The organism is Pseudomonas sp. GW822-FHT04H02 (genome assembly GCF_058800645.1).
On the sequence record NZ_JBXAMM010000002.1, the window covers coordinates 61,404 to 74,854 of the forward strand.

Consider the following 13,451-nt stretch of genomic DNA (forward strand, 5'->3'; position numbering starts at 1 on the left):
GGGGCGGGCCGTATTTTGGCCACTGTCATCCGCGGGATAACCAGGGAGTGGTCATGCAATATCAGGTTCGTCCGGCCGTACCGGCCGATGCTCCACAGGTCAGCCAGGTGATCCTGGCGGCCTTGCTCGCCAGCAATGCCCAGGACTACCCCGCCAGTGTGATCGAGCGGGTCCAGGCCAGCTTCACCCCCGATGCAGTGCGCCAACTGATGCAGCGCCGGCAGATGTTTGTCGCCCTGGTGCACGGGGAATTGCGGGGCACCGCCAGCCTCGACGGGCGTGCGGTGCGTTCGGTGTTTGTCGACCCGGCCTACCACGGCCAGGGCCTGGGGCGGCAACTGATGGCCGCGGTCGAGCAGGCGGCGCTGGATTCGGGCCAGACCTCGCTGGTGGTGCCCTCGTCGGTCACCGCTGAAGGCTTTTATGCCCGCCTGGGCTTTGTCCGGGTGCGCGAGCATTACGAGGGCGAGGAGCTGACGCTGATCATGGAGCGGGCCCTGGTGGCCGCCGAGACCGGGCCAGGGCTGGGCTGATTCAGGCCGGTTGCGCAGCAATCACCAACACTTCGATGCGGTAGTGCGGCTTGGCCATGGGCGCCTGCACGCAAACCCGCACCGGTGCCTGGACACCTTCGAGCCAGGCATCCCAGAGCAGGTTCATGGCCGGGTAGTCGGCCATGTCCTTGAGCCAGATCTGCGCGCTGAGCAGGTGGCCCTTGTCGGTGCCGGCCCTGGCCAGCAGGGCGTCGATCTGTTGCAGCACATCCTGCGTCTGGGCGCGGATGTCCCCTTCGGTCAATTGCGAAACCTGGCCTGCCAGGTAGACGGTCCGGTTGTGGATCACGGCCTGGCTGAAGCGCGCGGTGGTGCCGATTCGCTGGAGGGATGAGGTCATGTCGAGGTCCATTGGTTCGTCCATTGGTTCAAGGGTGGAAAGGTCAGTTGTTGTCGCTCAGGCCGGCCCCGGCGCCCAGCAGGCGCGAGGCTTCGGAGGCCGGCACGTAGGTGCGGGCGGCCAGGTGATCGAGCTCGTGCTGGGGGCTGTCGCCCAGGTCCGGAATGCTGCCCGCCAGAGGCTTGCCGAGGGTGCCGGCAGGATCGGTGCAAGCGCAGCGCACCTGGGCGGCTGTGGCGGCGCCGAGGTTCTGCGCACGTACCAGCCAGGCTTCGCCCGAGGGGGAAAACTTCAGGCAGCAGCCGTTCCAGGACAGCTCCAGCCACAGGCCGAGCTGGCGTGCGGTGGCGCTGGCAAAGGGCAGCAGCAGTTGCGGGTGCGCCACCTGCCGGAGCTCGATGCGGCCGTTGCTGCGCAGCAGGTAGGCGTGGTCGCTCAGGGTCGCCCCGGCAATCAGCGGGCACAGGGCATGCCCGGGCACCTGCCAGGGCTCGGCGCTGACATCCGGGGCCAGTTGCTGGTAGGCACAGCCGTCATTCTGTCGCAGTTGCGTGGCCAGCAATCCGGGCCCGTCGAGGCCGTGGGCCGAGAGCCAGCGCGCGGCCTTGCCGGCTTCCTCCGCCAGTCCCCAGGACAGCCCGGCACCGCGGGCGGCTTTCTTGCACAGGCTTTCGATTTCATTCAACGAGGCATGCACGGCGCTGCTCCTGGCTGTCGAGGTTGGGGTAGGACCAGTCGTCCGCGGCCATCTGCCCCAGCTCATGGGGGAAGGGCGCGTTCTGGTAGAGGGTGATGCGTACCCAGCGATCCGAGCGCGGGTCGAAGTGGGTGGCGCCGAAGAACGACAGCTTGCAGCGCAGCAGGTCGATGGGCAGCAGCGCCTGGTCGATCAGGTTGTCCTGGATGTCGGCGTAGGGGAACGCTGGCGCCAGTTGCACCCGGCGCAGGCTGTGGCGGTGTTCCGGGTGCCGCAGCAGGAAGCCGGCGACGCTTTGCGCGTCGCTCCAGCCGGGCAGGGCGGCCTGCAGCTGAGCGATGTCCCGGGCCACTGCCAGGGGCTGCTCCAGGTCTTGCCCGGGCTCGGCAAAGCGCTGGCCGATCCGCGGTTCGAGTTTTTCCTCGGAGACGTACCAGAACAGCGCGCGGCTGGCTTGGCTGGAGAAGTCGATGGCCGCGACCCAGGAATAATGCTCGTCGAGTATCTGCCGCAGGCGGCCGATGCTCATGCTGCCGTCGACGCTGAAGCTGGCCTGCTCATCGGCCTGCATACCGGCGCCCAGCTCATCCACCAGGTGGCCGTAGGGCTCCAGCAGCAGCGACACCAGGCATTCCTGCGCCTCCAGCGACAGCGCGCCTTCGGCCCAGCGATAGAGTTCGTCCCAGGGGGAATCCTGCTCCAGGATGCCGCTGGCGAGATGGTGCTCCAGGCGCTGCAGGTCACCTTGCAGTTGCAGGATGCGGCCGTGTTGCAGTTCGTGCTCGGAGTGCCAGTGGCCGATGCCGGCCTGGGCCCGGGTGAGGAATTCGACGAACCGCTGGCGCTCCGCAGCCGATGGCTGGCGCACGGCGCGCACCCGTTGCAGGGCGGTTTCCCGGGCCTGTACCCAGTTGTTCAAGAGCACCGGATGGTTCAGCAGGAACGGCGCCATGCCCAGCCCCGTGGAGTTGCCGATGCCCAGGCGCCGGCGCAGTTGCGGCTCCAGGGTCACCGCCTGCCGGGGCGCCCGGGCCTGGGCCAGGTGCTCCACCAGGTCCAGGGTGAAGGCGCGGATCAGGAACACGGTGAGCATTTCCGCCTGGAAGGGTGCCGCCAGCTCCGGCCGCTGGGCGATGCTTTCACGGTCGGCAGCGCCGAACTTGCCGCTGCCGTAGACCGCGGTGGTGCGCATCAGGTAGCCGACTTCATCGATGAATTCGCGTTGCGGCTGGCGGCCGGCAGCCAGGGCCTCGATCACATGGTCGAACAGCCGCACCGAACGGTTGGCCCGGGCCATGCACAGCTCGCGGGAGGAAATGCGCCCGGCTTCCTGCTTCGGCACATTGGCCTCCAGGCGGTCCAGGTCGGCGGCATCGGGGATGCCGTCGAAGAGGGCGAAGGTGGCATCCCAGGCGGTGGCGATGACCCGGTCCGAGCGCAGTGCCGGGTCCAGGTCATGGGCGAAGGCCACCAGGCTGTAGCTGCGCTGCGGGCCGGTGGCGGTGTACACCGCACGGCCCACGCCCTGGCTGTCGAGGGTCCATAGCGGGCGCTGGAACTGCCAGTTTTCAGCCTTGAGGCGGCGCAGCAACTGGCGCATGAACGACAGCCGGGATTGGTGGAAGGCCCCCAGGCGCGCCGCCTTCATGACGCTGGCGGGTGGTCGCAGGTTCATTCAGAGCACCCCCTGTTCACGGGCCATTTGCCGGGCAATGCGGATCGCGTCCCAGACCGCCGGGAGGATCAGCAGCGACACCGGCACCGCAGTGATCACGATGAACGACTGCAAGGCACTGATGCCGCCCTCACCGAGGGTGATCAGGGTAGCCCCCACCAGGCCCATGCCGGCGCCCCAGAACACCCGCAGCCAGGCCGGGGATTCGGCGTGGTTGCTGCTGATGGCCATGGCCACGGTATAGGACATGGAGCCGGCGCTGGTGACCACCGAGAAGAAACTGAGGAACAGGAACAGCGCCGAAATCAGGTTGGGCAGCGGCATCGACTGGGCCACCCCGAGCAGCAGCGCCTCAGGTTGCACGCCGTGGCTGATCACGCGGCCCGGCGACTGCAGTTCGATACCGATCCCGGTGCCGCCCACCAGGGTGAACCAGAGCATGGTGATCAGCGGGGCGGCCACCGACATCAGGGTGATCACCTCACGGATGCTGCGCCCGCGGGAGACCTTGGCCACGTAGATACCCATCATCGGCGCGTAGCCGATGAACCAGCCCCAGTAGAACAGGGTCCAGCTGTTGAGCCAGGCGTTGTCATCGCGGTACAGGGCGGTCTGGAAGAAGCTGGTGACGTGCACCGCCAGGCTCTGGGCCAGGGTTTCGCTGAGGAACAGGGTGGGGCCGAAGATGAACAGGAACGCCGCCAGGCCCAGCATCAGCCACACGTGGACCTTGCTCACCAGCCGCAGGCCGCCCAGGCCCACCACACAGGACAGGGTGTAGATTACCGTCACCGAGAGAATCACCATGGCCTGGACCATGATGGTGTTCGGCACGCCCCACACCGAGTGCAGGACGAAGGCGATCTGCAGGCCGAGAAAACCCACCGGGCCGATGGTGCCGGCCACCACCGCGATGATCGCCGAGGCATCGGCGAACACGGCGATCGGGCCCTTCAGGGCACGCTCGCCCAGCAGCGGATAGAGCAGGGTGCGCGGCATCAGCGGCAGGTTCTTTTCGTGGTGCAGGTACATGTAGACCACGGTCAGCAGGCTGCCGAGCACCGCCCAGGCCATGAAGCCCCAGTGCAGGAACGACTGGGATAGCGCGGCCACGCCGGCGGCGTCGCTCTTGGCCACGGCGCCGAAGTACGGCGGTGGGGCGATGAAATGCATCATGGGTTCGGCAGCGGCCCAGAAGGCGCCGCCCCCGGCCAGCAGGGCGCACATGATCATCGATACCCAGTTGAAGGTGCTGATGCTGGGCTTGTGCCCGACGCCGCCCAGGCGCACCCGGCCCAGGCGGGTGAAGCCGATGTACAGGCTGGCGCCGAAGGTCGCCAGCATCAGCACCTGCCAGTACAGGCCGAAGTAGTGGGTGCTCCAGGTGAAGGCGTGGCCGATCAGGCTGGAAAGGGTGTTCAGGTCTATCAGGGCAATGACCAGGAACAGCAGGAAGAAACCTCCGCTGATCCAGAAAATCGACCAGTCGAGGGTTCCAGCGGCGCGGCTGTGCAGCGAGCGGGTGTCGATCCCCGCTTTGATTTCGCCTGGAATTTCCATGGTGCCTCCGTGTTGCGTTGTCGATCGCTAATAATTGTTATGGGCGCATTTGTTGTTGTTAGTGCTTGGCGATGACCCTGTTCAGGCCGGACGTCAGGACAATCAGGAAACAGTCGGGGGCCTCAGACCGCGATCTCGTGAGGGTGGACGGCGGCACCTGCCTGGGCCTTGGCCGGAACAAAATTGTTCTCGAAGAAGCGCAGCCAGTTGCCGCCCATGATCGCGGCGACCTCCTGGGCGCTGAAACCCACGCCGTGCAGGCCCGCCTCGATGTTGGGGAAGTCGCGGTTGTCGCGGAACCAGGCCGGCTGGTCGGGGAAGCCCGGTTGCGCCTTGGAGCCTTCGCCGTAGTCGACATCCAGGGTCCAGCGGCCGACGCGCATCCAGTCCACCACGCTGTTGGGCTGGTCCTGGCACAGGTCGGAACCCAGGCCCAGGTGCTCGACGCCCATCAGCTCGGCGGTGCGCGCGATCATGTCGCAGAAGCTCTGCACGCTGCAGGCGCTCTTGTCCTTGAGGTGGTGCGGGTACAGCGAGAAACCGAACATGCCGCCGCTCTGGCCCAGGGCCTTGAGCACGGTGTCGGACTTGTTGCGCAGCGCCGCGTGCCAGAACGCCGGATTGGCGTGGGTGATGGCGATCGGGCGCTCGGAGTGCTCGATGGCTTGCAGGGTCGAGCGTTCGGCGGAGTGGGACATGTCCACCACCAGGCCGACCCGGTTCATCTCCCGTACCACCTGCTTGCCCATGCGGGTCAGGCCCGGGTCTTCCTGTTCATAGCAACCGGTGGCCAGCAGCGACTGGTTGTTGTAGGTCAGCTGCATGAAGCGTGCGCCGAGGCTGTGCACCACTTCCACCAGGCCGATGTCGTCCTCGATGGGCGAGGGGTTCTGGAAGCCGAAGAAGATCGCCGTGCGCCCGGTCTGCCGTGCCAGGGCGATGTCGCTGGCCCACTTGCCGTGCAGGATCAGGTGCGAGTAGCGCTGGAACCTGCGGTTCCAGGCTTCGATATTGGCCACCATTTCGCGGAAGGTCTCGTGGTAGGCGATGGTCACGTGGACCGCATCGACGCCGCCTTCGCGCATCTGCTGGAAGATCTTTTCCGACCAGTTGTCGTACTGCATGGCATCGATGCGCGGGCCGCGGCTGGCGAAGGTCTGGGGCAGGCTCATAGTGGCGCCCCCGCGGCGATGTAGCCGGTCTTCACGTGGGTGTAGAACTCCACCGCCGAGCGCCCCTGCTCGCGCGGGCCGTAGCTGGACTCGCCACGGCCGCCGAAAGGCACGTGGTAGTCGGTGCCGGCGGTGGGCAGGTTGACCATCACGCAGCCGACCCGGGCATGGCGGCGAAAGTGGCTGGCGCGGGCCAGGGAGCGGGTCATGATGCCGGCGGTGAGGCCGAAGCGGGTGTCGTTGACCAGGCTCAGGGCCTCTTCGTAGCTGCCGGCCTTGATCACGCAGGCGATGGGTGCGAACAGCTCTTCGCGGTTGATGCGCATGGCATTGCTGCCGCCAATGAACAGCGCCGGTGCCTGGTAGTAACCGGGGCTTTCAAGCTCCAGGCGCTGGCCGCCGGTGAGTAGTTCGGCGCCTTCTTGCTGGCCCAGTTGCAGGTTCGCCAGGTTGGCCTCCAGCTGTGCGGCGCTGGCCACCGGGCCGATCTGGGTGCCGGCTTCCAGGGCGTGGCCGACCTTGAGCGCCTGGGTTGCCGCCAGCAGTTTTTCCACGAAGGCATCGTGGATGCCTTCATGCACGATCAACCGCGAGGAGGCGGTGCACTTCTGCCCGGTACCGCCAAAGGCGCCATTCACCGCGCAGCTCACCGCCAGGTCGAGGTCGGCGTCATCCATCACTGCCAGGGCATTTTTCGAGCCCATTTCCAGTTGCACCTTGGTCAGGTTGGCGGCGGCCGAGGCGGCGATGCCCTTGCCCACGTCCACCGAGCCGGTGAAGGAAATGGCGTTGATGCCCGGGTGCTCGATCAGCGCCTGGCCGATCTCGGAACCGGCGCCCATCACCAGGTTGAACAGGCCCGCGGGCAAGTCCTGGCGGGCGATGATCTCGCTGAGAATCACCGCGCTGGCCGGGGTCAGGTTGGCCGGCTTCCACACCACGGCGTTGCCGAAGGCCAGGGCCGGGGCGATCTTCCAGCAGGCGGTGGCCATGGGGAAATTCCATGGCGAAATGATCGCCACCACGCCGATGGGTTCACGGCGGATATCGATCTCGATGCCGTCGCGCACCGAGTCGGCGGTCTGCCCCAACTGGCGCAGGGTTTCCGCAGCGTAGTAGGTGAAGAACTGCCCGGCGCGGTACACCTCGCCAGCACCTTCGGCCATGGGCTTGCCTTCTTCCCGGGACAGGGTCATGCCGATTTCCGCAGAACGCTGCATCAGCTCCTGACCGATGGCCATCAGCACCTTGTAGCGTTGCTCGAGGCCGCTGCGGGCCCAGATTCGCTGGGCCTCGCTGGCGGCGGCAATGGCACTGTCCAACTGCGCCCGCGAGGCCTGGGCGTAGAGGCCGATCAGGTCGCGGGTGTCGGACGGGTTGCGGTTCTCGATCTCGCTGGCGCCCTTGAGCCATTGGCCGGCGATGTAGTTGTGATGGTTGTCGCTCATGAAATCCTCCAGGGCGGCACGCCAGGCGGGGCGTTGCCTTTGTGCGGTTCTGGGAGGATTATGAGTCGGCCTTGTATTAAGTAAATCTAATAAATTTTAAGGTTGTTTAAGTAAAATTTAAGCTATGCCTTTGCCAGCAGGACGCGCCGCCATGAGCATCAAGATCTCCAATTTGCAGTTTTTCGTCGCGGTGGCCACCAGCCAGAGCCTGACCCAGGCTGCCCAGCGCCTGCACCGCACACCGGCAGCGGTATCGCTCTCGCTCAAGCAACTGGAAGAGGAACTGGGCGGCGCCTTGTTCGAAGGCGAGCGCAAGAACCAGCTCAGCCCCCTGGGGCGTTTCGTGCTGCTGGAAGCCCAGCGCGAACTGGCGCATTTCGACCGCACCATCAGCACCATCAAGACCTACGCCAAGGCCGAGACCGGCCTGGTGCGGGTGGCGGCGGTGCCTTCCTTCGCCATCACCCTGCTGCCGCCGCTGCTCAAGCAATTCCATGAACAGCACCCGCAGTTCCACCTGGATATCCGCGACATGGATTCCGAGCGAGTGGTGCAAGCGGTGCTCAGCGGCGACGTGGACATCGGCATCGGCACCGTACCGGCGAGCATCCCCAACATCGACCAGGACTTCCTGTTCTCCGACGCCTTCTGCGTGGTCTGCGCCAGCGACAACCCCCTCAACCGCCTGGCGCGCCCGCTGCGCTGGAGCGACCTGGACGGGCAGAACTTCATCAACAGCGGCCTGGGCGCCGAGATCAACGCCGCCGAGTTCCGGCACATCCGCGACCACTCGACCCTCAGCGTCAGAAACACCACCTCCTTGCTGGCACTGGTGGCCCAGGGCATGGGCGTGACCTTGCTACCGGAACTGCTCAGCCGTTCGGCAGCGGGTGACCAGCTGAATTTCCTGCGCCTGGAAGACCAGCGCATCGTGCGCTCGGTGAGCGTGATCACCGCCCCGCGAGAGACGTTGAACCATGCGTCCTATACCTTTTTGAAGGCGCTCAAAGGGAGCCGGTTTGCTTGAGCGGGCCGCTCCTACGGCACCGGGCTTGACTCAAGGCACCTGGGATGACTCCCGGGTGCCTGCCCCATCGAGCGACGCCTACGCCACCACCACCCGCCGTGGTCGCAGCCAGCCGATCACCACCGCGGCAATCAGCAGGAACCCCAGGTAGCCGAAGAACGGATAGACCTGCCCCACCAGGCTGATAAAACCCACCAGGCTGCCGACAAACGCCAGGGCGCCGGCGGCTATCGAACCGAGGCGGAACTGTCGGGTGCCCGCTGGAAACAGCCGCGCAGAGAAGGAGTACAGGGTGCCCACGGCGGTGTTGAGGATCATGCAGAAGATGATCAGCGCCATCAGCAGCCCCAGGGCCGGGGAGACTTCGCTGGCGATCGACAGCATGGGCATCGGCAGGTCCGCCACGCTGTCCAGGCGCGACAGCAGGCCGAGGCTCATCACCAGCATCAGCACGCCCAGCAGCGCGCCGCCGAGGATGCCGCCCCACATCGCCTGTTTTTCACCCTTGGCCGCGCCGCCCATGATCGCCAGGATCGGCACCCCGGCCACGATGTTGTAGGACACGTAGAGCAAGGCGCCCAGCAGCCAGTGGCTGGCACCGGCCTGTTGCTTGGCGGCCAGTTGGTTGAGCTCGCCGAAGCTCAGGTCGCGGGTCGCGGCGCCATACAGTGCGACGCCGACCGCGGTGATGATCAGGAAGGGCGTCACCGCGCCGATCATGCCGATGACCTTGTGCACGTCCAGGCACACGATGGCGACCACGATCAGCGTCACCAGTACGCTGCCGGCGATGGCCGGAATACCGAACTGCTGCTCCAGCAGGGCACCGCCACCGGCCAGCATCACCACGGTCACGGCGAACATGAAGAAGGTGATCATCAGGTCCACCAGGGCACCCAGGTGTTTGCCGCACAGGGCATGCACCACGTCCTTGTGCGACGCCGCCCGCAGGCGGCTGCCCATGCCGGCCAGGGCCATGCCGAGGAAGGTGAACAGCGCTGCGCTGACCACCGCACCCGCCAGGCCCCAGACGCCGAAGTCGACGAACATCAACAGCAGTTCACGACCGGAGGCGAACCCCGCGCCGACTATCACACCGACGAAGGCGCCGGCGATCTTCAGACTTTCTTTCATGACGATTAGCCTCGATTTTTTGTTGTTATGTGGGGTGGACCACCACATTCATGGCTGTGGCGGCCCTGGGCATCGCACTTGAGGGCTGGGGCGGGTGACTCAGTTTTCGCCGACCCAGGCCTGGACTTCGATCTCGACATCGACCCCCAGCGCCAGTTGGGCGCTGACGGTGGAACGCACCGGGAAACCGTTCTTGAAGTGGCGCTGGTAGACCTCGTTGAAACCGGCGAAGTGCTGCATGTCGGTGAGCCAGACGGTGCTTTTCACCACCTGATCGAAGCTGGCGCCGCATTCGGCCAGGGTCTCGCCGATGCGCGCCAGGGCGGCTTCGGTCTGCACGCGGATGTCGCCGTGCACCACTTCGCCTTCGGCGCTCATGGGCACCTGGCCGGAGAGGAACAGAAAGCCGCCGACCCGGATCGCCCGGGAAAAGGGGTAGGGCAGGTGGCTGGGGTAACGCTGGATGTCATTGGACATGGCAAGGGCCTCGTGGGCTGGGTGGGTTAACGCAAGCGAGCGGGGGCCAGGGCCTGGGCATCGACGCCCTGGCTCAGCAGTTCTTCGGGGACCGGTTGCCCCAGCAGCAGGGCGCAGGCCAGTTGCGAGACGCCGGCCGCCGACTGGATGCCGTAGCCGCCCTGGGCGGCGAGCCAGAAAAAGCCTTCGCAGCTGTCGTCCCAGCCCACCACCAGATCGCCGTCGGCGACGAAGGAGCGCAGGCCGGCCCAGCTGTGGCGCGGGCGGCGGATGCTCAGGGAGGTGACGTTCTCGATGTGGTAGATGCCGGTGGCGATGTCCAGTTCTTCAGGCATCACGTCCTGGGGCGGCACCGGGTCGGCATTGGCCGGGGAGCCGAGCAACTGGCCGGCGTCGGGCTTGAAGTAGAAGCTTTCGTCGATGCCGATCACCGCCGGCCAGCAGCTGAAGTCTTCATCCGGTGGGCCGTCGAAGGTGAAGGCGCTGCGCCGGCAGGGTTGCAGGCCGATGGGGGCCACGCCGCACAGCTGGGCCACGTCATCGACCCAGGCGCCGGCAGCGTTCACCAGATTGCGCGCCTGCAGTGCGCGGCCATCACTGAGTTTGAGGTTCCAGTGGCGGTCTTCGCGGCTGGCCTCGACTATGTGCAGGTCGCACTCCAGCAGCCCACCGGCCCGGCGCATGGCCCGCAGGAAGCCCTGGTGCAGGGCGTGCACGTCCAGGTCCTGGGCGGCGGTTTCCAGCATCGCCCCGGCGACGGCCTCTGGGCGCAGGCAGGGCACCAGGGCCCGGGCCTGCTCGGCCGTGATCAGGCGCACATTGGCGGAGCGGGCGCGGGTTTCATCGTAGGTTTGCTGCAATTGGTCCAGCTGTTCCTCGCTGGCCACGTACAGACAGCCACGGGGTTCCATCAACGGGTGTTCGCAGAAACCTTGCGGCGGCCGTTGGTAGAAAGCCCGGCTGGCGCGGGTCAGGGCCTGGATCTGCGGGGTGCCGTAGGCCTCCATGAACATCGCCGCCGAGCGCCCGGTGGCGTGATAGCCCGGCTGCGATTCACGTTCCAGCACCAGCACGCTGGCCTGCCCGGCCAGGCGATAGGCCAGGGAAGCACCGGCAATACCGGCGCCGATGATGACGAAGTCGAAGCATTGGTTCGCGTGCATGCCGGGGTTCCTGAATCGCTGGGAAATGACAGGGGTCAAAATTCTCACATACGAGAAATGTAAGATATGAGAATTTTCCAGTCAACCCGGGGTCATGGGTTAATATTTCGCCACGTGCCCCGGCCAGCGTCGCGGTTGCCCTTATTTGCCAGACAGAGATCCCCAATGAGTTCCGACCGAGCCCAGCCCGCCTCGAGCTCCCACGCCCATCCACTGATCGACCGGACCCAGGTCGGCGCACGCCTGCGGACCATTCGCAAAAACCAGAAGCTGACCCTCAAACAGCTCTCGGAACGCTCCGGTGTGGCGCTGTCGACCCTGTCGAAAATGGAGCTGGCCCAGGTCTCGGTCAGCTACGAAAAACTCGCCGCCGCGGCCCGCGCCCTGGGCGTCGACATTGCCCAACTGTTTAGCCCGGCGCCGAACCTGATCCAGACCCGCAGCGCCCAGGTGCAACCGACCGTGGTCAGCACCACCATCGCCGACGCCCCCGGCTACAGCACCGGCAACTACGACTACCACCCCATGGCCGGGGACTTTCCCGGGCGCAGCATGACCCCCATGTACGCGCGGATCTTTGCCCGCGAGCTGCAGCAGTTCGAGGATTACATCCGCCACCCCGGGCAGGAATTCGCCCTGGTGCTGTCGGGGCGTGTGCGAATCCAGTTCGAGACCGGAGAAGCCGTGAGCATTGGCCCGCAGGAAACCGCCTACTTCAACAGCAGCATTGGCCATATCTACCTGGCGGAAGGGGATGAGGATGCGGAAGTGATGGTGGTGATGTCGGAGCGCTGAAGCCCCTGATCATCCTCTGCGCCCTCCTGAGTCATAAGCGGTTGGAGTTGAAGGTAATTAGAACTGTTGTGCAAAGCCCGGATTGTATTTGGTGCAGTTCAAATCCTGATCCTCGCCAGCATATCTTCGCCGTCTGCATCCATACCAACCTCGACAAACCCGAAACTGGAGTAAAACCCTTTAGCTACGATGTTGTTGGGGTTGTAGCAAATTTCAATTTCTTTCAAATCCGCGATCTGTTTTATTTCATGTAGGGCGAGGCCCAGCGCTACTCTACCGATGGATTTCTGCTGATGTTCTTTGTCCACCATAAAGCGCCAGATAGAAACTTTGCCTTTTGACTCTTGCACCCACATAAAGAAGCCTACAGGCTCTCCATCCGCGATTATGGCGCGTGTGAAGTAACCTGGGTTGTACGCAGCCTCAACGAGCGACCAGGTATTACTTGCCACGTAGTCTTCCTGCTCTTCAGTGACCTCCAGTTCACAAATCGCTTCATAGTTTTTTTGCGTTACTTGGGTAAGTGAGATTTTCATAAGTCTCCTGAACTGGGGTGTGGATAAGGCTCAATTAACTTTCACGGCCATTCAGTTCCTCCTGCGCCTTCGCCAGCAGCGCGGCGCTGTCCTGCGGCAGGCTTCGCACTCTAGCTGTTGCAGTTCGCGGCAGTGCTGGGGCGGCGGGGGATTCCGGTTAGCTCTCCGTGCAGCTCCAAGTAAGGTTTGAACTCCTCTGCGGCGTTCGTGCGGTATACGTCGTCACGCAGACTGCGTCCGCCGGTCGTTGCCTCCGCACCCCGGTATCTTTGGTTTGTGTCCTTACTCTTTCGTATGGTCCAGCCATTCTTGGTAGGTGATACGGCTAATGTGTTCTGTCCGATAGTCTTGGAGGAACTGGTTGTATTTGTTTTCTTCCGTGTGATGAAAGCGAAAGCCACACTTGGATTGAGCCGCATAGGACTGGATGTTGTTGGCGAAGTAACCACACCAAAGTGCTTTGAGATTCAGGTTTTCAAAGGCGTGTCGCATCACTTCACGCACGGCTTCCGGAGTCAGGCCTTTGCCCCAGTACGGCACACCGATCCAGTAGGCGATTTCACCTTCCTGCTCACTGATTTCAAAATTGCTGTTGCTGCCTATGAGAATGCCCACACAACCAACAGCACGGCGATTTTCCTTCAGTTCGACCGCGTACACCTCGGGGTGATTGAAGACCGTACGGATGATGTCGGCACTGTTCTCCACACTGGTATGGGGGGGCCAGCCAGCGATGGGACCGACTCGGGCGTCTTTGGCATATTCGTATAGATCGGCGGCGTCTGTGGCCTGCCAGGGGCGAAGCAAGAGTCGTTCTGTTTCAAGTGTCATGTCCTGTACCCGAATGGATTGGTTCGTTCGGGACAGAGTATT

At 64.6% G+C, this 13,451-nt stretch carries 14 protein-coding genes; 3 read left to right on the plus strand and 11 right to left on the minus strand.

Annotated features, from left to right (window positions below; genetic code table 11):
- Window positions 1-53 precede the first annotated feature (53 nt).
- Complete coding sequence (locus AC1RMG_RS06995) at window positions 54-533, plus strand: GNAT family N-acetyltransferase (protein WP_041115866.1); 480 nt, start codon at window positions 54-56, stop codon at window positions 531-533.
- 1 nt (window position 534) lies between these two features.
- On the opposite strand, the gene AC1RMG_RS07000 is transcribed toward AC1RMG_RS06995, so the two are convergent.
- The 6 genes from AC1RMG_RS07000 to AC1RMG_RS07025 form a co-directional block, all read right to left on the minus strand.
- Window positions 535-894 (minus strand): RidA family protein, encoded by a 360-nt coding sequence (locus tag AC1RMG_RS07000; protein WP_176707075.1) that lies wholly within the window; start codon window positions 892-894, stop codon window positions 535-537.
- A gap of 43 nt (window positions 895-937) precedes the next feature.
- On the minus strand, window positions 938-1,591 hold the full coding sequence (locus AC1RMG_RS07005; RefSeq protein ID WP_065364649.1) for a DUF3726 domain-containing protein: 654 nt from the start codon (window positions 1,589-1,591) through the stop codon (window positions 938-940).
- Window positions 1,572-3,266: a hypothetical protein gene (locus tag AC1RMG_RS07010; protein WP_210482664.1), complete on the minus strand. Its 1,695-nt coding sequence runs from the start codon at window positions 3,264-3,266 to the stop codon at window positions 1,572-1,574. The genes AC1RMG_RS07005 and AC1RMG_RS07010 overlap by 20 nt, the downstream gene beginning before the upstream one ends.
- Window positions 3,267-4,826 (minus strand): BCCT family transporter, encoded by a 1,560-nt coding sequence (locus AC1RMG_RS07015; RefSeq protein ID WP_019092820.1) that lies wholly within the window; start codon window positions 4,824-4,826, stop codon window positions 3,267-3,269. It lies immediately after the preceding gene.
- A gap of 122 nt (window positions 4,827-4,948) precedes the next feature.
- Window positions 4,949-5,998, minus strand: a complete 1,050-nt coding sequence (locus AC1RMG_RS07020) for a membrane dipeptidase (RefSeq protein WP_493168822.1) — start codon at window positions 5,996-5,998, stop codon at window positions 4,949-4,951.
- Entirely contained in the window at window positions 5,995-7,446 is a 1,452-nt protein-coding gene (locus AC1RMG_RS07025) for an aldehyde dehydrogenase family protein (RefSeq protein ID WP_493168824.1), read from the minus strand. The genes AC1RMG_RS07020 and AC1RMG_RS07025 overlap by 4 nt, the downstream gene beginning before the upstream one ends.
- A 151-nt stretch (window positions 7,447-7,597) precedes the next feature.
- Here AC1RMG_RS07025 and AC1RMG_RS07030 point away from each other — a divergent pair, with 151 nt between their 5' ends.
- Window positions 7,598-8,473 carry a LysR family transcriptional regulator gene (locus AC1RMG_RS07030; RefSeq protein ID WP_011059166.1) on the plus strand — a complete coding sequence of 292 codons (876 nt, stop codon included), beginning with the start codon at window positions 7,598-7,600 and terminating at the stop codon, window positions 8,471-8,473.
- Window positions 8,474-8,551: 78 nt separating this feature from the next.
- On the opposite strand, the gene AC1RMG_RS07035 is transcribed toward AC1RMG_RS07030, so the two are convergent.
- From AC1RMG_RS07035 to AC1RMG_RS07045, 3 genes are all read right to left on the minus strand, one after another.
- Window positions 8,552-9,607 carry a YkvI family membrane protein gene (locus tag AC1RMG_RS07035; protein ID WP_493168826.1) on the minus strand — a complete coding sequence of 352 codons (1,056 nt, stop codon included), beginning with the start codon at window positions 9,605-9,607 and terminating at the stop codon, window positions 8,552-8,554.
- A gap of 99 nt (window positions 9,608-9,706) precedes the next feature.
- Window positions 9,707-10,084 carry a RidA family protein gene (locus AC1RMG_RS07040; RefSeq protein WP_015634090.1) on the minus strand — a complete coding sequence of 126 codons (378 nt, stop codon included), beginning with the start codon at window positions 10,082-10,084 and terminating at the stop codon, window positions 9,707-9,709.
- A 26-nt stretch (window positions 10,085-10,110) separates the two neighbouring features.
- Window positions 10,111-11,247 carry an NAD(P)/FAD-dependent oxidoreductase gene (locus AC1RMG_RS07045; protein ID WP_493168828.1) on the minus strand — a complete coding sequence of 379 codons (1,137 nt, stop codon included), beginning with the start codon at window positions 11,245-11,247 and terminating at the stop codon, window positions 10,111-10,113.
- Window positions 11,248-11,412: 165 nt separating this feature from the next.
- On the opposite strand from AC1RMG_RS07045, the gene AC1RMG_RS07050 reads away from it, so the two are divergent.
- Window positions 11,413-12,042 carry a helix-turn-helix domain-containing protein gene (locus AC1RMG_RS07050; RefSeq protein WP_065364643.1) on the plus strand — a complete coding sequence of 210 codons (630 nt, stop codon included), beginning with the start codon at window positions 11,413-11,415 and terminating at the stop codon, window positions 12,040-12,042.
- 98 nt (window positions 12,043-12,140) lie between these two features.
- Here AC1RMG_RS07050 and AC1RMG_RS07055 read toward each other — a convergent pair whose 3' ends face one another.
- Complete coding sequence (locus AC1RMG_RS07055; protein ID WP_019094137.1) at window positions 12,141-12,578, minus strand: GNAT family N-acetyltransferase; 438 nt, start codon at window positions 12,576-12,578, stop codon at window positions 12,141-12,143.
- Between the two features lie 282 nt (window positions 12,579-12,860).
- On the minus strand, window positions 12,861-13,409 hold the full coding sequence (locus tag AC1RMG_RS07060) for a GNAT family N-acetyltransferase (RefSeq protein WP_015634094.1): 549 nt from the start codon (window positions 13,407-13,409) through the stop codon (window positions 12,861-12,863).
- Between the last annotated feature and the right edge of the window lie 42 nt (window positions 13,410-13,451).